The sequence below is a fragment of the Lactiplantibacillus fabifermentans DSM 21115 genome (assembly GCF_000498955.2).
Classification (GTDB): domain Bacteria; phylum Bacillota; class Bacilli; order Lactobacillales; family Lactobacillaceae; genus Lactiplantibacillus; species Lactiplantibacillus fabifermentans.
In genome coordinates this window covers 1-21523 of sequence record NZ_AYGX02000072.1, presented here as the reverse complement: position 1 = coordinate 21523, position 21523 = coordinate 1, and the positions used below count along the sequence as shown (strand labels likewise).

Genomic DNA, 21523 nt, shown 5'->3' with positions numbered 1-21523 from the left:
AATTTGTTTGAAATCGTTGGGAATCCTTTTTTCTTAATGTTTTTTTGATATAATGGCATGATGACACTTTCATACTTGGAGGGAATTTAATTGAGTAAATACGATTATTTAGTGGTAGGTGCCGGTCTATTCGGGGCGGTTTTTGCGCATGAAGCGGCTTTACGTGGCAAGCACGTCAAAGTTATTGAAAAGCGTAGCCATGTTGCTGGTAACATTTACACTAAAGAAATTGATGGCATTCAAGTTCATCAATATGGGGCCCACATTTTCCACACCTCAGATAAGCAAATTTGGGATTATGTTAATCAATTTGCTGAATTCAACCGTTATACAAATAGTCCAGTGGCTAACTATAAAGGCCATATGTACAACTTGCCATTTAATATGAATACTTTTAGTGAGCTTTGGGGGGTGCGGACACCGGCTGAAGCTAAAGCTAAAATTCAAGCGCAAAAGGATGCTGCTAAGCTAGCTGGTGAACCTAAAAATCTTGAAGAACAAGCGATTTCATTAATTGGGACCGATATCTATGAAAAGTTAGTTAAAGGTTATACCGAAAAACAATGGGGCCAAAAAGCGACTGATTTACCGGCCTTTATTATTCGACGGTTACCAGTTCGTTACACTTTTGATAACAATTACTTTAATGATACTTATCAAGGGATTCCGATTGGTGGCTACACGCAAATCGTTGAAAAAATGTTAGACCATCCTGAAATTGATGTTGAAACTGGTGTTGATTTTTTTGCCGACAAAGATCAATACTTGCAAGATTATCCGAAGGTCATCTTTACCGGGATGATTGATCAATACTTTAATTACCAACTAGGTGAATTGGAATATCGGTCATTACGTTTTGAAAGTGAAGAGTTAGATATTGATAACTACCAAGGAAATGCGGTTATTAATTATACGGATGCCGAAACACCGTTTACCCGAATTATTGAGCATAAACATTTTGAATTCGGTAAAGGTGATAGCGATAAAACGGTGATTACGCGAGAATATCCAGCTGACTGGCATCGGGGTGACGAACCTTATTATCCGGTTAACAACAAAAAAAATAACGCCTTATACAAGCGTTATGCAACGTTGGCCAACCAAGAAAAGCAAGTTGTTTTTGGTGGCCGTTTAGGGCAATACCGGTATTATGACATGCATCAAGTGATTCATGCTGCCTTGGTATTAGTTAACCAAGAATTTATTTAAAAATGAAGTATTTACTTAAAAAGAAGTTCGTGACAATTACAAAAACGTTGTCGATAATCTTTACTAAGATATCTGATTGTTTCAGTAGTGAAATTCCGATGTATAAAATAATCATCTCAAGTACTAAAGTAGCGATTCGAGCTAAGTAAAAATATAAGAGTTCGTGAATGAAATTAGCAAGTGAGCGGAATTTTGAGCCGAACACCCAAGACTTATTGGTTAAAAAGGCGACTAAGACAGTGATGAACCACGCCATCACATTTGCAACTTGATAATTTATATTGAGATTATTTTTGAAAACATAAAATGAAACGATGTTTAGGATGGTGGTAACACCACCCCAAAACAAATATAAAATGACGGACTTATATTTAGTATAGAGCGTTTTTAAATTCATGACTTCATAGCTACTCCTTGATTGCAAGATGTTAATAAGTATAGCATGCAATCTATTTAATGATTAGTAATTTTTAGGGATGTATATTTTCAGTATGGAATGAGGATAGTAAGTAATGACTGTAGTTACGCGGGGAAAAAAAGTTCTCGATTATTTAATTAAATTTCGATATCTAATCGGGCTAGTTTTGTTTGTATTCATTATTTTAATGAATTGGAATGGCAGCTCAATTAGTCAGTGGGATTCACGAGTTTCTGATCGAACAAAAGGTGCGACATCAAGTATTGTCGTTGGACAAGCTAGGTCTGTGCGGACTGATGACTGGATGGTTCAAACGCCGTTTTATTTGGCACAAGCCAAGGATGGGTTAAAAGAGTTTAATAGCAAGCTCACACAAGATGGTCAAGACATGGTAATTTCTTATAATTCACCTGTAAAGAATTTGACAATTGTTGGCAAGCCATTTAACTGGGGATTCCTGTTCTTACCTAGTGATCGGGCACTATCGTGGTATTATGCGCTCAAAGTAGTCGGAATGTTCTTGTTGAGTTTTGAATTTATTATGATTCTGACGAAACGAAAAAGGTATTTGTCACTTTTGGGGGCTTTTTGGATTACATTGTCACCTGGGGTTCAATGGTGGTTTTTCCAACATTTAGGTGATTTGGTCTACTTTAGCTTAGCAATTTTAGTTTCAGTTTTCTATTTCTTTGCAAGTAAGAAGTCATGGGTACAGGTCTGTATGGCATTGCTATTTTCCTCTAGTGCTATTGGCTTCATATTAGTTTTGTACCCCGCTTTTCAAGTTATGTTTGCATATTTCATTTTGGCTGTTTTAGTTGGCTTTTTCTTCGAGTACCGGGGAGGAAAAGTCAGGCCAAGGCAAGTCATTATGGCCGTCATCGCGATGTTGTTTGTCGGTGTAGTAGTATTGACTTTCGTTCAGAATGCTATGCCACAAATCAAATTATTAATGAATACAGCATACCCAGGTAAGCGGATTAGTACTGGTGGGAGTGGCATGCCGTTTTCTCAAACGTTAGCAGCAATGTCGTATTATCTAACGAATTGGAAGCTTCCATATAATGATGTGACATTCTTAAATAATTGTGAAGTAAGCAGTTTCTTGAACTTTTTCCCAATCATATTGCTGGCCTCACCAAAGATTTTCCGCAAAATACGGCGAGAAAACGCCGTTGGTTTTTCGATGTTTGTGTACTGTATAGTGATGCTTTTGTGGTTATTTATTCCAGTACCAAAATGGCTTGCTAAGATAACTTTATTAAGTTACACCATTTTTACGCGTTCATTAGCAATATATTGTTTCGCAGGAATGATTTTAAGCATTTGGTTTATTGGGTATCTAATGGATCATAAAGAGGTTATAGATAAGAAATTTGCCGCATTTTTAGTTGCTGCGATTGCTGCACTCTATGCTTGGTCAATTGTTAATTCACCGATGGATAGTTATCTGACTCACTACGAGTTTTTATTTACGGTCTTGGCTTTCGCTGGTCTTGCCGCGTTGTTCCTATTCAAACATTACAAGACATTCATGGTTTTGATGTTTTGTTTGATTATTGGTGCGGGTGCCACAGTCAATCCAATAAATAAGGGTACTTCAGCTATTTATCAGAAAAAATTATCACAAAAAATCATGTCGATTAACAAGAAACATCCAAATGCGCGTTGGATTGGTGAAGGGGATTTGTATAACTTTTTACCAGCTCTGGGTGTTAACACTTTCAATGGCGTTGCGTTTGTGCCGATTATGAAGACTTGGCACAAATTAGATCCAAAGCACACCGACAATTTCACTTATAATCGATATGAACATATCCATACTGTTGTGGTGCCTGGAAAGAAAACTTCATTTGCAACTTTACAAGCTGATACAATTGTAGTAAATCTCTCAATTTATGATTTGCATAAGTTCAACATTAAATATATTACAGGTCCTGGGGCAATTGGTTCCTACCATACGCGCCACATGAAGTTGAAAAAGGTGTATGGTCAAGATTCAAATGGTAACTTTATTTTTGAAGTCATCTATCATTAAATTAAGGGATAAAGTTGAGGTGTGATTTTGAAGTTTTGGAAGAAAATAATGTGGCCAGTCAGCCTACTACTTATCTTTGGAGTTAGTTATTTATTGTTGAATCAATTCAACAAAGAAACGACTTATGTTATCCAGCAGGTTGATGAGAACGGAGCATTACTCAAACCCCAGACGTATCGATCTGGACACGTTTGGAGAAATGTTAATTATAAGACTAATATTTCTGGTTATCAGTTAACGAATACTAGCGAGAAATTGCCACAACGTTTTGGATTTACAAATGAAACGGTCAAGTTAACGTATCAAGTAAAAAATAAGCAACAAGCCAAGAATCAAGTGAAAAACGCAAAATATTTAGGAGCCGGTTATGCGATTTTGACTGCTAATACGGTGGATGGTTTTCAACAAGATGATCCTAATGGGCGAATTAATAATTTGCGGTTGGCGACCTCTAATGACGGCGTGAATTGGAAAATGGTTTCTGCCAACTATCCTGAAAATTATGTGCGAGATCCAACACCAATTCGCATCAAAAATAAATTGGTTGTGTTGTATACCGGGGGAATTCTGACCACAACCGATCTTAATAAATGGACAAACACCGCATATGATTTTGATAATAGTCGCTTAAAACTGCAGTATGTAGTGTCACCGGATATGTTCTATGACGCAAATGAAAGCTTAAATATTGTTTTCGCTGCAACGCCTCTAAATAAGACCAATAGCCATCTTTATGTAACTTCGTTTTCAAAGAAGCGGATAAATACTGGAAAACAAGTTCATAAAATTACTGGCCTCAAAATGGCGGCCTCTTTAAGTGATCCACATATTGAATATAATAATGGTAACTATTATTTATGGGCCTTAAATACCAAGAATCAACATTTAGAATATTATAAGTCAACGCAACCATATTCTGGTTACCGTAAGTTGAAGTCAGTCAATTCTCTGGCGGTTAATATGCTTGGACCAAGTGTTTTGAAAGTTAAAAATCAATATCGGTTGACTTTCAATATGTTGAACTCGGCTGAGGCGACTGTCAGTGTTCCATATACTATTAAGGTGAATAATCTTAATAAGATGAAAGTGACAGCTAAACACATGCAGGGGCTTGAGATTCCAACTCAGATTAATTCAATTGGTTATGAACCACAAAAATAGTAATTATTACTAGGGTTGTTACACAGCTAACAAATTTACGTTAGAAAAACTATGCTTGATTAGGCCATATTTGATGAGTTTAAGATTAGATAATATGGTTTTAGGTATCGTGTGGTTTTTGATGGAGGAAAAATGAAGGCGACAATATTTCAATATTTACAGTTGTTGAAAAAGCATTACTGGATATTGGCCGTATGCACGCTTCTGGGGTTTACGATTGGATTAGTACTTGCAAAAACCTTGCAACGTCCGACATATACCGCCTATTCGGCAATTTCAATGACGAACAAATATAAGCAAAAGTTGAGCAAAAGTGAACGGCGAGCAAAAGATGTAGAGGCCGTGAAAACTGAGGCAGTGGTAGTCAAGCAGCCAATGGTATTGCAAAATCTTTCGGCTGCGTTAAATGAAACTTATAATGTTGAATTAAGTGCTACATCATTACGGGATAATTTGCACATGACGCCCGCAAACAACGATCATGTAATAATTATTAATTATACGAGTACCAACCAAGCGTTGGCTCGCTCGGTAGCTGATGAATCAGCGTTGCTATCTGCAAGAAATTTAAAAATGATCTCTCCAGATTCAAGTGTCGACATTTTACCAGGTGATAATTTCCGATATGTCAATTTCAATCCTGGCTATACGGATGGAATCATTTTAGGGATTGCAATCGGATTCTTTATTGGGATGATCATCGTAATGAAAATGGATCTTTTGAAACGGGGGGACAAAGCTGATGACAAAGCATACGCAAAGTAGGTTTGCAAATATGCTAGCCGGCTTTAACCGCCGGGTGGATAAATTATCAGGAAGTCAGTTGTACTTGTGGGCTTTCGGTATTCTATACACTTATATGTTTATTATGACTTCTGTGGTTACTATCCCACATGGGGTTATTGTCAGTATTATTGTAAAAGTTTTGGCGTTAGGGCTCGTTGGTTTTAAATTGTTTTTCGTGGATAAGTTTTCACAGCGAGAAATTTTATTTATTGTTTTCTTCACGCTAGTATTGATACTGTCTTATTACTATTCTAGTAGTTCAGATATGTTAGTCGTTGCGGTGATGTGTCTTGGGGCTAAAAATGTTAATTTCCGAGATATTTGTCGGATTGCACTTTATATTGGGGCCGCACTGTTAGTAACGTTTTTGTTACTATCGCTCGTAAATGTCATCCCTAACTATGTTTATGGGGATCGTAACTCGTTTGGGATTTCATATACGACCGATTTTGCAGCCCATGTTTTCTATCTGGCATGTACTTATATCTATTTACGCTTTGATGTTCTCAAGTGGTGGGATTTTGCATTGGTTATTGTTTTAACAGCTTTTGTGCAATTCTTTACGCATACGGACGTCGATGTTATTTCGTTATTAATTTTGTTGTTTGTCATGGTAATTTATCGTTTCCGTGTAAGTTGGAGCAAGCATTTCAAACCAGTGCTGATTTTCTTACGAACTAGTTGGATCTGGTTGTTAATTTTCCCGGGAATCATCATTGGTCTTTCAATGAAGTATGATGCCAATAATGCCATCTTTACTAAAATTAATGATTTGATTTCTAACCGACTCTACTATGGAAGTTATGCGTTTACCAGTTATGGTGTACGCTTGTTTGGTCAACCAGTACTGGAAAGTGGTTGGGGTGGTGCCAATGGTTATGACACGTATCATAATGCTGCTAGCCAAGTGACGTATTTCTTTATTGATTCATCATATATCAATATGTTGGTGAAATTTGGATTAGCATTATCAATTGTATTCTTGTATTTATTCTTGCTAACGTCGTACAAAGATACGAAGCAAAATAATTTCAAGATTCCGTTAATCTTATTAGTTATCTTTGCAAGTTCAATCATTGATCAACATTTATTTGAACTAGCATACAATCCGTTTGTACTAGTTATTTTTGCCAACCATCGTCATTTAGGTTCAGACAATGCGTTACGGCGGCCTGCTAGTCAAAAACGAGGAGTTTTGAAACATGCCAGAAAGTAAAGTCGGCTTATTTATTCCTACGCTCAATGCCGAAAAAGTATTACCAGATACATTAGCAATCATCGATGCCGCCGATGATTTGTTGTATCGCAAGCTCGTGATTGATTCAGAGTCTACCGATGGGACTCGTGAGCTAGTTAAAGCACATGGCTTTGAAGTTGATACGATTAGTAAGCAAGTGTTTACCCACGGAAAAGTTCGTCACTGGGCATCAGATAAGTTAGCAGATTGTGATTTCATCATTATGATGACACAAGATGTTAAATTGACGACCAATGCGATTAGAAATTTGATTCGCTTCATCGAACGTTATCCAAATATGTTAGTTGCATATGGTCGGCAACGCGTCGATATGCATAAAGGGTCAATCTTTGAATACAAAGCGCGCTTGTTTAATTATCCTGAAGCGAGCTTAGTTAAGACCAAGTCGGATATTCCAGAGCTTGGCATTATGACCGCCTTTTCGTCGGATGCTTTTTCGATTTATCGGCAGACTAAGTTACGAGCGCTAGGTAACTTCCCTGATAATATTAATTTCGCGGAAGATAACTACATGGCGGCCACTGGGATCCTAAAGGGACTTGAAGTGGGCTATTGTGCGGATGCTGAAGTCTTACACACGCATCACTACACGGTGAGTGGTGAATATCATCGTTATATAGCTATTGGCAAGTTTCATCGTCAAAATCCTTGGATTCAAGCATCATTTGGACGTAATGAGTCAGCTGGGGTTCGCTCGGTATTTAGTGAGTATGGCTTTTTGATCAAGAAGGGGTATTGGTACTTGATCCCGTATTCAACGATTCGGTTTGGCGCGAAGTTCCTAGGGTATAAACGAGGACAGCATTAATATGATAGACGCTAAATATCAAACAACCACCACAGTTGTTGTGGTAGTGTTGTACCATCAAACGCCAGAAAATTCTTCAACCGTGCAGTCTTTTTATCGGATTGCGCCAGAGTTGCGGGCACATTATCAATTATTAATCGTGAATAATAGTGCCGACAGCGATGGCTCCGGGCAATATGAAGATGCGGTGGTTAAGAATTTTAAGGCCAATCAAGGTTTGGCGAAAGCTTACAACCTTGGGTTAGGCTATGCGAGTCAGTACGACTTGGATTGGTTAATGTTATTCGATCAAGATTCCACATTTGATTCGAAATATTTACAAGCCTTTGAAGCCGCACAACAGCAATATCAGTCTGAAGCAGCGGTGGCTGCAATTGTGCCGCAGGTCAAACAAGGAAACGTTGCTCTGGCGCCAAGTGTTGCCAGTCCGGCATTTAATTCGAAGGTGTTAACAGCCGGCGAGTATACGAATATTACGTCGATTAATTCAGGAACAATGTTGCGGGTCCAGAGCATGACACGAGTGGGGGGCTTTAACGAGGCGTTTCCACTAGATTTTCTCGATTATTGGATATTCTGGCGATTGCGTCAGGCCCAACTTAAAACCGTTGTTCTGCCGGCAACGTTGCAGCACGAATTATCAGTTATGGATTTAAAGTCCATGGCGGATGTTCGCTATACTAGTTTTGCGGCGGGAGAGCAATTGTTTTATTCTAAATATGAGGTGACTGGTAAGCGGGCATGGCACCAGCACAAAGTACTGCGGATTGGTAAGTTATTGTTAACAGGGAATTTCAATAAGGCGAAGATTAATTTACGTTACTGGTAACACAAGAGGACACAAGAGGTGAGGGATAATCTAATGAGGCACTCGGTTTGTATGGCGACTTATAATGGCGAAGCAGTCATTGTCCGCCAGTTAAAATCAATCTTACAGCAGTTAAATGATGATGATGAGGTTATTATCATCGATGATGGTTCATCTGATCAAACATTAATGCGGATTAATGAATTAAATGACAAACGCATCAAGGTTCAGGTAAACCAACAAAATATGGGACCCATCAAATCATTCGAAAAGGCGATTAAGTTGAGTCAAGGTGAGATTATCTTCTTGTCTGATCAAGATGATTGTTGGTATGCCGATAAGGTTGCGACTGTGGAACGACGTTTTAAAGATTCACAAGTTCAAATGGTTGTCCATGACGCACGAGTCGTAGATGGTGAGGGTCGCGAGTTAGCGCCTTCGTGGAATGCGTATAATCACAATCAGCTTACGACATCAGTGTTACGTACAATCATTAAAAACCCATTCACGGGTAGTATGATGGCTTTTCGTCAAAGTCTATGTCCGTTAATTCTGCCTTTTCCATCGCATACAAGTATGCATGATGAGTGGATTGGGCTCGTGTTAAACAAAAAACATTTGAAGTATAGCTTGATTGACCAACCATTGATGGACTACTACCGTTATGGGACAAACGTCACTGCTCGACGTCGGAAACAACCATTAGTCATGTTAAAGAAACGTTGTCGTGATTTGAATGATATTATCAAGTACCATTGAGGGAGGGGTTAAGTTGCCAAGTGTTAATGATCAAGTCGCAGTGTTGATGTCAACCTATAATGGTGCGAGCTATTTACGTGATCAAATTGAATCAATTCTAACTCAGACTTATCCGAATTTGGTGTTGTATATTCGAGATGACGGTTCAACTGATGATACGCGTGCAATTATTAGCGAGTATGCCGCAACGAATGATAATGTGGTGGCAGTTGATATGGAAGGGCCTGTGCATAATTTGGGCGTCAAGCGTTCATTTCAACGGTTACTAGCAGTGAGTCCAGCTAAATACAGCATGTTTGCTGACCAAGATGATGTGTGGTTACACGATAAGGTTTTAGCGACCTTATTGAAGATGCAATCAATTGAAGGCAATCAACCGGCAACGGTGCACACAAATCTGACGGTTGTAAACGAGAACTTACAAGTTTTGAATGAAAAAATGTTTGGCGATTCACCACTAGACGATTTTACTCAACTGATGTTTACGAATACAGCGACCGGTTGTACGATGATGGTGAACGCTAAACTACGCGAGTTGTTGTTACGACATGATTTTAGTGATGAAATCTTTATGCACGATTGGTGGACCGCCTTGGCGGGGGCTTATTTCGGCAAGATTGCTTACTTAGAAACACCCACGATGTTATATCGGCAACATCAGGGTAATCAAATTGGGGAAGATGCTGGTCGATTCCGGGTGTTACGACGCCTGCACAAACTGGATAATGAAATCGATCGGACTAAGAAAGTGTTTTTGCAGTTGCATGCTTTTGACGAAACTTTTTACGAAAACAGCAATGTTGAATTAAAAAAACGGTATAATTACTTTGTGCCATATGCACGGCTACGTCAAAGCACTTCTTTTTGGAAGAAACTACAAGTCCTGTGTCGCTATCCAATTAGGAAAAAGACACTTGGTGGCAAATTATTATTAGCTTATTTGTTATTATTTAGGAGTAAGTCAATTTTAATTAAATAAATGGAGGAATGAATGATGAAAGGTATTATTTTAGCTGGGGGTTCGGGTACCCGCCTGTATCCAATTACACACGCAATTTCGAAACAATTGGTGCCAGTGTATGACAAACCGATGATTTACTATCCACTCTCAACTTTAATGTTAGCGGGTATTCGGGAAGTCTTAATTATCTCGACACCGAAAGATATTGATCGGTTTAAAGATTTGTTTGGTGACGGTTCAGACTTGGGTATGAGTATTGAATATGCCATTCAGGCTGAACCTAAAGGGTTGGCTGAAGCCTTTATCATTGGTGAAGATTTCATCGGTAATGACTCTGTCTGCTTAATTTTAGGTGATAACATCTTCTATGGCAGTGGCTTAAGCAAGTTAGTTCAAGATGCTGCAAAGATTGAACAGGGGTCAATTGTTTTTGGTTATCAAGTTAGTGATCCGGAACGTTTTGGGGTCGTCGAATTTGATGATAATCAAAACGTCATTTCAATAGAAGAAAAGCCTAAGCAACCGAAGAGCAACTTTGCGATTACTGGACTTTACTTCTATGACAATAAAGTTGTTGATATTGCCAAAAACATTCAACCATCTGATCGTGGTGAACTTGAAATCACCGATGTTAATAATGAATACTTAAAACGTGACGAGTTAAAGGTCAAAATTATGGATCGCGGGTATGCTTGGTTAGATACCGGAACTCATGAATCATTACATGAAGCTTCTGCCTTTATTCACACCGTTCAAGCACGGCAAAACTTGAAGATTGCTTGTTTGGAAGAAATTGCCTATCGTATGGGTTATATTTCACGGGAAGATTTAATCAAATTAGCACAACCATTAAAGAAAAATGATTATGGTCAATACTTGTTGCGAATCAGCAAATAATTAAACTAAAAATGAAGAGTGGTGAAACTTATTGAGCACGTGCGCAATCATTGTGACATATAATCGATTGGAATTATTAAAAGAATGTTTGACCGCTATTAACAATCAAACAACTCCCGTCGATAAAGTCATGATCGTCAACAACTGTAGTACTGATGGAACTCAAGCTTATTTGGCTTCTATCGAATCGGCTACCACGATCGTTTATAATTCGGACACCAATATGGGTGGTGCGGGTGGCTTTAGTGCGGGCTTGAAATTGGCTTCACAACGGACTAACTGTGACTATTTTTGGATCATGGACGACGATACGATTCCACATCCGGATTGCTTGGAATCGTTACTCAAACATGCAGATGACTTGCATAACCGTTTTGGATTCTTAGCCTCAAATGTTCGTTGGAAAGATGGTACACCAACTAACTTGCCAATGATTGGGACAGATTGGTCAACTAAAGTTGCCAATGGTCTGATTGAATTACAAACGGGTAGTTTTGTTTCATTACTCGTCCAAAGACGAGCGGTACACCAAGTCGGATTACCATATAAGCAATTCTTTATTTGGGACGACGATGCTGAGTACACCATGCGTTTAGGAAGGTTAAATCCAGGATACATGTGTGCCGATGCATTAGTGACGCATAAGTCGGCGGCCAAGGGAGTTGCAACCGGAGTCGTTAAAGATGTGCCAGAACGAATTTCGAGGTATTTCTATTTATATCGCAATGACTTATTTATTCAAAAACATTACAACAGTCACGCTAAGGTCGTTCGGACCGTATTACACGATTTGACCGATGCTTTACGTTGCTTGTTGTTTGCCAAAGATCGCCGTTTTCAGCGGTTTAGTGTAGTTTTGAAGGGCTTGTTTGCAGGCCTGAACTTTAATCCGACACGAGAAGAGGTCGAGTAGTCATCACTAAAGTTAAATTAGTGGTGCTGTCAATCTTGGGGACAATCGCTGTTTTGTTTATTTTTGGGGTGCTGTATTTAACAAACAAGGAACAAACAGTGACAGTTAAACAGGTCGATGAGAATCAGACGTTGATTAAAAAATCACGACAAATACGGGTGCCGTTATTAGCGTTTAATTTAGGTAATGAATACCCGTTGAGTGGGTATCGAGTCACGCATGCACCACATTTGACCTTAGGTAAACATCGCATCACGATTATGTACGAACCGGTACAAAGTAGTGCGCAACAGCTTAAATTATTACAGAAGAGTCATTATGTTGCATCGGCTTTTCAAGTTGTTAATGCAACGACTAACGGCAAAAAGCAAACTATTCCAAAAAATCAGCACGAAATTGATCGATTACGAATCTTATACTCGGATGATGGTATTAAGTGGCAAACAGTGCATACTAATTATCCAAATTGGGGTATTCGTGATCCAGATATTATTCATTATAAAAAAGTATGGTATGTCGTTTACACAGCTGGCTTGATGAAAACAACAGATTTTCGCCATTGGCAACAAATTAGTTGGAATTACAATTCAGCACAACAATTTAAATGGTTTTGGGCGCCTGAATTTTTTGTTGATAAAGCTGGTCAATATCATATTGTTGTTTCAGCAACTCAAGATGGGACTAACTTTGGTATTTATGAAACTGATTTCAACCCAGCGACCGGTCAAGCGGGCACGCAATGGGGACAAATTTCTAATTCGAAAGTCTCACCGAATGCTATCGATCCACATTTGTTTGTTTGGAACAATCAATACAAGTTATTGACGAAAGATGAAAATGCCAAGCAATTAAATATCGCCGATTCGGATACGTATGATTCAAATTTCATTAATAGCTTAGTTGACATTCCGGACTTAGGTGATTTGAAACCGGAAGCACCGGAAGCTGAGCCATTGAATGATACGGATACAACCAATGAGGGGCTGCGTGTTTATTTCGATGTTTACGATATGCAAGGCAATTATTATGGCATTCACTATACCGATTCAGATGCTTCCTTAAGTAAATGGTCGCAAGCGAAAGCCATCAAAGCGGATTTTATTGTCCGTCATTTTGGAATTTGGAATAATGTAACAAAAAAATAGGAGTGAATTAAATTATGGTAAAAATTATTGATACAACTTTAAACGATGCAAAGATTATCGAAACTGACGTGTTTGGTGACCATCGCGGTTTCTTTACGGAAACATATACGAAAAACAAATTTGAAGAAGCAGGCTTAAACGTTGAATTTACGCAAGATAATCAATCATTATCTGTTGAACCCGGTGTTTTACGGGGGTTACATTACCAATTAGCACCATATGCACAAACTAAGCTACTTCGTGCAGTTACTGGGGTTATTTATGACGTCATTGTGGATATTCGTAAATCGTCATCCACTTATGGCAAGTGGGAAGGCTTTATCTTGAGCGAATATAACCATCGCCAACTATTGGTACCAAAAGGTTTTGCCCATGGCTTTGTTACTTTGACGCCTAATGTTAACGTTGCTTATAAAGTAGATGGTTACTATGCACCACAGGCAGATCGTGGGATTGCCTTTGATGACCCTGATTTAGCTGTTAAGTGGCCAATGCCAGTTGAACACATGATTTTATCCGAAAAAGATCAACATCATCCATTGTTCAAAGATGCAGAAATTAATTTTGACTAGATATGATTAAAATAATTTAAGGATATTCAGAAGGCTGGTGGGGGCTTTCTGGAGATAAAGGGGAAAAGTTTTTGAGTATGGATACTTTAGCAATACTGATTCCTTGCTACAATGAGGCTCAAACCATTGGCAAGGTAATCACGGACGGACTGCCAGGCAGCGGTCAAAGACGTTCCTGGAAAGACAGTCATTTATGTTTATGACAATAATTCCACTGATGATACTAAAGCTATTGCATTAGAAAAGGGCGCCGTGGTGCGCTCTGAAATTCAACAAGGTAAGGGGAACGTCATTCGCCGAATGTTTCGTGAAGTTAATGCGGAAAGCTATATCATGCTGGATGGCGATGATACGTACCCTGCTGAGGATATTCCAGGGATGGTTGATCTGATTATCAATCAAAAAGTTGATATGGTTGTGGGTGATCGTTTATCGTCAACATATTTTGAAGAAAATAAGCGGCCGTTTCATAATTTTGGAAATCGAATTGTGCGCTGGAGTATCAATCATTTCTTCAACAATGAGATTCGTGACATCATGACCGGTTATCGAGCCTTCAGTTTTAATTTTGTGAAGACTTTCCCGGTGTTGTCAACGGGCTTTGAAATTGAAACGGAAATGAGTATTACCGCAGCAATTAATCACATGCACGTGAAAAATTATTTAATTACGTATCGCGATCGGCCCGAGGGAAGTAGTTCTAAATTGAACACATTCAGTGACGGGATGAAAGTATTAAAAACGATTGCTTCGATGTTTAGAAATTACCATCCACAACTTTTCTATTCCTTAATTTCGTTGATCTTCTTAATCGTTGCCGCGGCATTCTTCTTTCCGGTAGTTTGGGTGCCTTATTTGGAAACCGGCGATGTGAATAATTTTCCAACTCTGATTGTCTGTGGATTCTTGGTAATGGCAGCGATTATCTCACTTTATAGTGGATTTATCTTGCATTCGTTAGTTAAACAAGAAAAACGGGACTTTGAGTTTCACTTACAAGAAGTTCAATTTGAACATGAACATCTACAAAAATAGTTTGCTTTAAAGCACCAGTATAAGGGAGAGTCTGAATGAAACTTATTCGAAATTACATGTATAATATGAGTTATAACGTGTTAATCTTATTAACGCCGTTATTAACCGTCCCTTATATATCGCGGGTCTTAGGGCCTTATGGTGTTGGTGTAAATGCAACGACCAATTCGATTATTACGTATTTTTTGTTGTTAGGTACGGTTGGAATTACGATTTATGGTAATCGTGAAATTGCCTTCATTCGTGAGGACAAAGTAAAGCGTTCGAAAGTTTTTTGGGAAATTGAATTCCTGCAAATTATTACTATTTTCTTCGCTTATGCGTTGTTCTTGTTGTATTTATGGTATCAAAAGCAATTTCGGATTTACTTCTTTTATCAGTCTTTTCTAATTATTGCTGGTGCGTTTGATATTTCATGGTATTTTATGGCCTTGGAAGATTTTCGTAAGACAGTGACACGAAATGTGTTAGTCAAACTAGCCTCGTTGATTGCGATTTTTACGCTTGTTAAGACTTCGCATGATATTGGTACGTATATTTTAATTATTTCCTTGTCACAGTTGTTTGGTAATATGACGTTATGGCCATATTTACGGCATTCCGTCTTGAAACCGACTTTTAAAAGGCTACGTCCGCTACACCATTTGATTCCATCATTTAGTTTGTTTATTCCTCAAATTGCGATTCAAATTTATTTGGCCTTAAACAAAACAATGTTATGGAAACTGGATTCAGTGACGGCATCCGGGTTCTTTGATTACTCGGACAAGCTGATTAAGTTAGTGTTAGCCATTGTTACTGCCACTGGAACAGTCATGTTGCCGCGAATTGCTAATCTGTATGCCAAGCGTGACTTCAAGAAAGTACGTGAGTATACGTATAATTCATTTGATTTTGTTTTGGCGATCGCGGTACCGATGGCGTTTGGAATTGCCGGGTTAGCGACTGCATTGGCTCCTTGGTTCTTTGGGCGGCACTTCACGTCGGTTAATACGTTGCTGATGATTGAATCACCAGTTATTATCTTAATTGGATTAAGTAACGTCATTGGACAACAATACTTATTGCCGACAAAACAAACGAAAGTTTATACGTATTCAGTAACGGTCGGGGCGATTGTCAATGTGGTTTTGAACATTCCATTAATTATTTTTTGGGGTGTTCAAGGGTCCATGTGGGCGACTGTGGCATCAGAATTGACGGTTACTATTTATCAGTTGATCGTGGTTCGGCATCAATTACGGATGGATAAATTGTTTATCAACTGTTGGAAATATTTGTTCTCTGGTATTTTGATGTTTATCGTGGTTTATATGTTGAATATTTCGATGAAAATTACGGTCGTTAGTTTAAGTTTACAAATTATTGAAGGTTTATTAATTTATGGTGGTTGTATGTTGATTTTACAGCCATCAATTTTGAAACATATCCCGTTGATCCTTAACCAACGGCGAAAGGGTTAACAACTTAATTATTAGGAGCGAGAGCAATGGAAAACTTATTAATTACTGGTGGGGCCGGTTTTATTGGTTCTAACTTTGTGCATTATGTTTACAACAATCATCCTGAAGTTAAAATCACTGTTTTAGATAAATTGACTTATGCCGGTAACAAAGCTAATATCGCGGATATTTTAGGTGATCGCGTCAAGTTAGTTGTTGGGGACATTTGTGATGGTCCATTAGTGGACGAATTAATGCAACAAACTGACGCGGTGGTCCATTATGCCGCTGAAAGTCATAATGACAATTCATTAAAAGATCCATGGCCATTTTTGGAAACAAACGTTATTGGGACATACACGTTGATTCAATCAGCAGTCAAGTATAACAAGCGCTTCCACCATGTTTCTACTGATGAAGTTTACGGTGACTTACCATTACGCGAAGATTTACCTGGCCATGGTGAAGGTATTGGCGAAAAGTTTACGCCAACTAGTCGTTATAAACCATCTAGTCCATATTCTTCTACCAAAGCCAGCTCAGACTTGCTAGTTCGGGCTTGGGAACGGTCGTTTGGATTGCAAGCAACGATTTCAAACTGCTCTAATAACTACGGCCCTTATCAATACATTGAAAAGTTTATTCCTCGCCAAATTACTAACATTTTAAGTGGAATTCGGCCCAAACTTTACGGTACCGGTAAAAACGTTCGTGACTGGATTCATACCAATGATCATTCAGCCGCAGTTTGGGATATTTTAACTAAAGGCAAGATTGGGGAAACTTACTTAATTGGTGCCGATGGTGAAATGAACAATAAAGACGTCTTAGAAATGATTTTGGAATTAATGGATCAACCTAAGGATGCTTATGACAAAGTCATGGATCGTCCGGGGCATGATTTACGTTATGCCATTGATTCAACTAAGTTACGCACGGAACTTGGCTGGCAACCGCAATATACCGATTTTCGTTCTGGATTAGCCGATACCATTAAGTGGTATCAAGAACATGAAGAATGGTGGCAGGCAGATAAGGCTGCGGTTGAAGCTAACTACGCAAAGAATGGTCAATAAAACAAGTCAAAAGCAGGCGAAGTGTCAATGACAGTTCGCTTGTTTTTTCAGGAGGAAAATTAAATGTCAAAAGCAATGATTGTTGGGGCCAGTGGTCAATTAGGACAAGAACTACAACGGTATTTGAAGGAACTAGATTGGAGTTTTGATGCATTAACGGAAAAAGATCTGGATATTACGGATAAAACCGCCGTTGCTGCTAAAATTGCTGAATTAAAACCAGAAGTTATCTTAGATGCGGCTGCTTATACCGCCGTTGATAAGGCTGAGGATGAAGGTAAGGAACTCAACTGGCATGTTAACGTTGATGGAACTAAGATTTTGGCCGATGCAGCAGCTGATGCCAAAGTTAAATTGATTTATATCTCAACGGATTATGTCTTTGATGGTACTAATGAAGGGATGTACTTGGAAGACGATCCTGCCAATCCTAAGAACGAATATGGTCGGGCTAAATGGGCCGGTGAAGAAGCCGTTCGTCATAGCGGTGCCGACTACTATATCGTCCGGACGAGTTGGGTCTTCGGTGAATTTGGACATAACTTTGTTTTCACTATGCAAAACTTAGCTAAGACGCATGATAAGTTAACCGTTGTCAACGACCAAACTGGCCGGCCAACTTGGACGCGGACATTAGCTGAATTTATGATTCATTTATTACAAGTGGCGGCACCATTTGGCACTTATCAATTGAGTAATGATGATAGTTGTAACTGGTATGAATTTGCTAAAGAAATTTTAAAGGACACGGATGTTGATGTTCAACCAGTAACGTCTGAACAATTTCCACAAAAAGCGTACCGGCCACGTCATTCTGTAATGGACTTGAGTAAGGCAAAGAGTACCGGGTTTGAAATTCCAACTTGGAAAGAAGCTTTACAAGCATTTTTAGCAAGCCTAGTTAAGTAGAGAAAATCTAACTTAATGATTCGTCTGCTGATAATCGCAATTTGATTATCAGCATTATTTTTGGAAATTTATGTAGGGGTAGGAAGTATGTTTAATAAACTTTAGGGGAAAGTGATTTAATTTTGGAAAAAAGGTTTACAAATCCGTGGGTGAGAAACCTTGGATTAATTATGTTATTTTTTATAACAACTGCATTAATGATTTTGCCGTTGTTAAAAGCGCATCAAATGATCATTGTGAGCGACTGGACATTCCATGCATCACGTGTGGAAGAAATTTTTCGCAATTTACAAGCTGGTGAATGGTATACTGCGATTGCAACACATACTTTTCAGGGGACTGGCGTGGCATCCTGGCTATTTTATCCAACACCTATGTTGTATATTTGGGCTGGGTTACGTTTTATATTTGCACCAATAACAGCATTCTATATTTGGATTGGTATGTTTATCTTTATTGGTTTTTTAATTGACTATTGGTGCATGATGCGGGTAGTCAATAATCCTTGGCAGAGTGTTCTATTTGCCTATGCCTATAGTTTGTTACCATATCGAATTTTATTAGGTCTGAATGTATATACCTTAGCAGAGTTCATTGCAACTTTATTTATTCCGTTAGTATTCGCGAGTTTTTACGGTATTTTGCGCAATCAGCCGAAAGCTTGGATTGCGTTATCAGCCGGGATGGCATTAGTGGTATACACGCATTTATTAACTGCAATTATCGCGGTTGAAATTATGGGTGTCATAATGATTGTTCGGGTGATTTGGCAACGTCATTTTGTCAAGTTGGAGTGGTTGAGGTTACTGCAAAGTGGCGTCATGTCTTTGATTTTAGTATTACCAATCTTGATTCCTTTTGTAAGTGATTTTATTGGTAAAAACATTGCGACGGCTGCCCCAGGAATTACAATGCTCGCTAATTTTGATGATGTGATTAAAAGCTCAATCGGTAATCGAATGCAACCTGGCATTGGGTTAGCTTTATTATTGGTAATTGTATTTAGCTTTAAGTTGAAGAAAACGCCGACGATTTATCGGTTGTGTGCATTAATGGGGACGATTTTACTAATAATTTCAACTTCATTAGTGCCTTGGCATTTACTTCAGAGCACGCCGTTGGCAATTATTCAAATGCCATATCGTTATTTGAGTTTTGCAGGTTTATTTTTGGCAGTTTCATTCTCAAAATTGATTTATGACTGGAGTAACAGTCATGGAATGCCATTACAACCTAATGTTATGATGTCAATAATTGTTGTAGTACTGATTATCTTTAATTTTGGCGCACTTAGTGATACCATTACTGGTAATACGGCAGGAAATCGGTTACCTAATTTGGGACGTGCGAAGACGACGAAAGTGATTCCTGATCAGGCCTTAATTACTAACCATAATTATAGCAACCAATTCACGTATCAAGTGAAGTATGGGGAAATCGATTATTATCCGAAAGTAAGTCAAGGAAACGCGCAGAATATTGTCAATAATGTAACTTATATCAATAATCGCGCGAAACATCTAATCAAGCACATCGGGCCTAATAAGATTAGTTATCATGTTAATCTAAAATCTGACAAAATTGTCAATCTTCCGGTGCTAAAATATACAAGGACTACGTTAAATGTGGATGGATATTACATTAAGCCACAGACAAGTTGGCGTGGAACGGTGCAGGCTAAAATTTCTGCCGGTAAACACACCATTACTGTGGGTTATCAAAAATCTCCGCTACTAATTCCTAGTATAATTGTCGCAATTATAGCTTGGGTATGCTTGGGATATTTCACATTTGCAAACAAAATTAAGCGGTAAGCTATTTTCTTTAAATCTGATGTTGCTAATCTGAATCTTGATTAGTAACATCAGATTTTTTTGTTCAATTTTCCAGTACATCGGTACGAGCGCCAAACACAAAAATGGATAATTTTGAATCTATTGCAAGACTAAATGGTGATTTAGAGATTGATTGGCCTAAGGATTAACAATTTATTTAAATTCGCCTAAAAAAATCATTTACTCAATGTAAAATAATTTTTCAATGAATTTTTTAACTAAAAAGACGGTAAGTATACAACCTCCTAATAGATTCAAATAATTAATCGTTTGTTTTTTTGATTTTTTAAGCGATATTTCAATATATGCTTTGATATCTATGCGCCAATTTTAGTAAGTATAGATAACGTTTTAGTAATTAGTGAAGTGGTTTGTAACCAAGGAAAACTCAATAACTAGTCGCTATTTTCTGTTTTATTGGCAATTTATAGACAAATTACAAAATGTTTTTTTAATTCGAAAAAACGGTAGATACAAAGTTTAATCTGATGATTTAGAAATCGATTAAACATAGATATGCTTATAGAAAGCTATATTATGTGCTTGTTTGACAGGGGAGGACCAGTTTGTTTAAGTTAGATACATGTTGTAGTAATCGATTAACAATAATCTTGAGATTAAGTATGGAGTGTGAATCATGGATCAAGCGGTAAATTTTAATTTCATTGTCAAACTTATTGACAAGTATTGGCGTTCAATTTTAATTAGCACTGTTACGGGTTTAGGTCTGGCAGCAATTTTTACATTTTTTGTCACGACGCCGAAGTATGAGTCAGCCGTTCAAATTCTAGTAAGTCGTCATAGTGAGGGTGCGGCGACCCAATTCACCAATCAGCAAGCGGATGTTCAGATGATCACGACATACAAGGAATTAATCACCAATCAAGTAATTTTGAATCCGGTTCGTGAAGCTTTAAAGAAAAAATATGATTATACATATTCAGTGGAGCAATTGAAAAACGCCATTTCAGTATCAAGCACGCAAAATTCGCAGGTTTTTTCAATCTTAGTAACTAATCCCAATAGTGTTCGCAGTGCTGAAATTGCCAATCAGATTGCTGAAGACTTTAAGAAACAAGTGAAAAAAATTATTAAAGTAAATAATGTGACAATTGTTGCGCCGGCAACTCCCGGTAAATCGCCAGTCTCACCGAATAAACTAGTTAACCTGTTAGCCGGCATTATAGCTGGTTTGGGAATCGGATTAGTGATTGCCACCCTGAGAACACTTACGGACCGCCGTGTTCAAAGTATCGACTTTTTAGTCGATGATTTAAACTTGGTAATTTTAGGTCAAGTAAATCATCAGTATCATCACCAACATCATAAGTCACAAATTGAACGTATTGAAAACGATTCTATGTATAACGCTGAAAAAGGCGAAAATGGAGACTTAAGTCGAAGAGTATAGGGGGAAAAATTTTGTTTAAGAAGAAGATAAATGGTAGATTGCAAATTTAATCCGAATTTTTGGACAAATTGTTCAGCATAAC

Annotated in this window: 19 protein-coding genes and 1 pseudogene; 19 read left to right on the top strand and 1 reads right to left on the bottom strand. The window is 38.1% G+C overall.

Annotation, left to right across the window (positions count from 1 at the left end; genetic code table 11):
* The first annotated feature begins 90 nt into the window (after positions 1-90).
* Positions 91-1209, top strand: coding sequence for a UDP-galactopyranose mutase (gene glf, locus DY78_RS06300; protein ID WP_024624069.1), 1119 nt, complete (start codon positions 91-93; stop codon positions 1207-1209).
* On the opposite strand, the gene DY78_RS06295 is transcribed toward glf, so the two are convergent.
* Positions 1202-1606 (bottom strand): GtrA family protein, encoded by a 405-nt coding sequence (locus DY78_RS06295; protein ID WP_024624070.1) that lies wholly within the window; start codon positions 1604-1606, stop codon positions 1202-1204. The two genes, glf and DY78_RS06295, sit on opposite strands and share 8 nt — an antisense overlap.
* A gap of 115 nt (positions 1607-1721) precedes the next feature.
* Here DY78_RS06295 and DY78_RS06290 point away from each other — a divergent pair, with 115 nt between their 5' ends.
* The 18 genes and pseudogenes from DY78_RS06290 (at position 1722) to DY78_RS06205 (ending at position 21441) form a co-directional block, all read left to right on the top strand.
* The gene (locus DY78_RS06290; protein WP_024624071.1) at positions 1722-3665 is read left to right on the top strand and encodes a DUF7657 domain-containing protein; all 1944 of its coding nucleotides are present in this window, start codon (positions 1722-1724) and stop codon (positions 3663-3665) included.
* Between the two features lie 27 nt (positions 3666-3692).
* Complete coding sequence (locus tag DY78_RS06285; RefSeq protein WP_156093409.1) at positions 3693-4826, top strand: glycoside hydrolase family 32 protein; 1134 nt, start codon at positions 3693-3695, stop codon at positions 4824-4826.
* A gap of 132 nt (positions 4827-4958) precedes the next feature.
* Positions 4959-5591 (top strand): Wzz/FepE/Etk N-terminal domain-containing protein, encoded by a 633-nt coding sequence (locus DY78_RS06280; RefSeq protein WP_024624073.1) that lies wholly within the window; start codon positions 4959-4961, stop codon positions 5589-5591.
* Positions 5569-6828: a hypothetical protein gene (locus DY78_RS06275; RefSeq protein ID WP_156093410.1), complete on the top strand. Its 1260-nt coding sequence runs from the start codon at positions 5569-5571 to the stop codon at positions 6826-6828. Before DY78_RS06280 ends, DY78_RS06275 begins: the two co-directional genes overlap by 23 nt.
* A complete protein-coding gene (locus tag DY78_RS06270; RefSeq protein ID WP_024624075.1) occupies positions 6815-7678 on the top strand; it encodes a glycosyltransferase family 2 protein in 864 nt (287 codons plus the stop codon). The genes DY78_RS06275 and DY78_RS06270 overlap by 14 nt, the downstream gene beginning before the upstream one ends.
* Before the next feature lies 1 nt (position 7679).
* Positions 7680-8507: a glycosyltransferase gene (locus tag DY78_RS06265; protein WP_024624076.1), complete on the top strand. Its 828-nt coding sequence runs from the start codon at positions 7680-7682 to the stop codon at positions 8505-8507.
* Positions 8508-8558: 51 nt separating this feature from the next.
* Positions 8559-9245 carry a glycosyltransferase gene (locus DY78_RS06260; protein WP_033612246.1) on the top strand — a complete coding sequence of 229 codons (687 nt, stop codon included), beginning with the start codon at positions 8559-8561 and terminating at the stop codon, positions 9243-9245.
* A gap of 13 nt (positions 9246-9258) precedes the next feature.
* Positions 9259-10224, top strand: a complete 966-nt coding sequence (locus tag DY78_RS06255; RefSeq protein ID WP_024624078.1) for a glycosyltransferase family 2 protein — start codon at positions 9259-9261, stop codon at positions 10222-10224.
* Positions 10225-10239: 15 nt separating this feature from the next.
* A complete protein-coding gene (rfbA, locus tag DY78_RS06250; protein ID WP_024624079.1) occupies positions 10240-11103 on the top strand; it encodes a glucose-1-phosphate thymidylyltransferase RfbA in 864 nt (287 codons plus the stop codon).
* Between the two features lie 52 nt (positions 11104-11155).
* Complete coding sequence (locus DY78_RS06245) at positions 11156-12016, top strand: glycosyltransferase family 2 protein (protein ID WP_051385189.1); 861 nt, start codon at positions 11156-11158, stop codon at positions 12014-12016.
* 98 nt (positions 12017-12114) lie between these two features.
* Positions 12115-13161 carry a glycoside hydrolase family protein gene (locus DY78_RS06240; RefSeq protein WP_156093411.1) on the top strand — a complete coding sequence of 349 codons (1047 nt, stop codon included), beginning with the start codon at positions 12115-12117 and terminating at the stop codon, positions 13159-13161.
* A 14-nt stretch (positions 13162-13175) separates the two neighbouring features.
* The gene (gene rfbC, locus DY78_RS06235) at positions 13176-13733 is read left to right on the top strand and encodes a dTDP-4-dehydrorhamnose 3,5-epimerase (protein ID WP_033612247.1); all 558 of its coding nucleotides are present in this window, start codon (positions 13176-13178) and stop codon (positions 13731-13733) included.
* A gap of 77 nt (positions 13734-13810) precedes the next feature.
* Positions 13811-14768: pseudogene (locus DY78_RS06230) on the top strand (glycosyltransferase family 2 protein).
* A gap of 35 nt (positions 14769-14803) precedes the next feature.
* Positions 14804-16231, top strand: a complete 1428-nt coding sequence (locus DY78_RS06225) for a flippase (RefSeq protein ID WP_024624083.1) — start codon at positions 14804-14806, stop codon at positions 16229-16231.
* A 26-nt stretch (positions 16232-16257) separates the two neighbouring features.
* On the top strand, positions 16258-17286 hold the full coding sequence (gene rfbB / locus DY78_RS06220; protein ID WP_024624084.1) for a dTDP-glucose 4,6-dehydratase: 1029 nt from the start codon (positions 16258-16260) through the stop codon (positions 17284-17286).
* Positions 17287-17349: 63 nt separating this feature from the next.
* Complete coding sequence (gene rfbD / locus DY78_RS06215; RefSeq protein WP_033613696.1) at positions 17350-18195, top strand: dTDP-4-dehydrorhamnose reductase; 846 nt, start codon at positions 17350-17352, stop codon at positions 18193-18195.
* 122 nt (positions 18196-18317) lie between these two features.
* Positions 18318-20009 (top strand): glycosyltransferase family protein, encoded by a 1692-nt coding sequence (locus DY78_RS06210; RefSeq protein WP_156404108.1) that lies wholly within the window; start codon positions 18318-18320, stop codon positions 20007-20009.
* Positions 20010-20667: 658 nt separating this feature from the next.
* Entirely contained in the window at positions 20668-21441 is a 774-nt protein-coding gene (locus tag DY78_RS06205) for a YveK family protein (protein WP_024624088.1), read from the top strand.
* Positions 21442-21523 lie beyond the last annotated feature (82 nt).

Excerpts from the sequence above, each read along its gene's own strand:
- DY78_RS06295 (WP_024624070.1), bottom strand. The coding sequence starts at position 1,606 with ATGAATTTAAAAACGCTCTATACTAAATATAAGTCCGTCATTTTATAT.
- DY78_RS06290 (WP_024624071.1), top strand. The coding sequence starts at position 1,722 with ATGACTGTAGTTACGCGGGGAAAAAAAGTTCTCGATTATTTAATTAAA.
- DY78_RS06280 (WP_024624073.1), top strand. The coding sequence starts at position 4,959 with ATGAAGGCGACAATATTTCAATATTTACAGTTGTTGAAAAAGCATTAC.
- DY78_RS06275 (WP_156093410.1), top strand. The coding sequence starts at position 5,569 with ATGACAAAGCATACGCAAAGTAGGTTTGCAAATATGCTAGCCGGCTTT.
- DY78_RS06270 (WP_024624075.1), top strand. The coding sequence starts at position 6,815 with ATGCCAGAAAGTAAAGTCGGCTTATTTATTCCTACGCTCAATGCCGAA.
- DY78_RS06265 (WP_024624076.1), top strand. The coding sequence starts at position 7,680 with ATGATAGACGCTAAATATCAAACAACCACCACAGTTGTTGTGGTAGTG.
- DY78_RS06260 (WP_033612246.1), top strand. The coding sequence starts at position 8,559 with ATGGCGACTTATAATGGCGAAGCAGTCATTGTCCGCCAGTTAAAATCA.
- rfbA (WP_024624079.1), top strand. The coding sequence starts at position 10,240 with ATGAAAGGTATTATTTTAGCTGGGGGTTCGGGTACCCGCCTGTATCCA.
- rfbC (WP_033612247.1), top strand. The coding sequence starts at position 13,176 with ATGGTAAAAATTATTGATACAACTTTAAACGATGCAAAGATTATCGAA.
- DY78_RS06225 (WP_024624083.1), top strand. The coding sequence starts at position 14,804 with ATGAAACTTATTCGAAATTACATGTATAATATGAGTTATAACGTGTTA.
- rfbB (WP_024624084.1), top strand. The coding sequence starts at position 16,258 with ATGGAAAACTTATTAATTACTGGTGGGGCCGGTTTTATTGGTTCTAAC.
- rfbD (WP_033613696.1), top strand. The coding sequence starts at position 17,350 with ATGTCAAAAGCAATGATTGTTGGGGCCAGTGGTCAATTAGGACAAGAA.
- DY78_RS06205 (WP_024624088.1), top strand. The coding sequence starts at position 20,668 with ATGGATCAAGCGGTAAATTTTAATTTCATTGTCAAACTTATTGACAAG.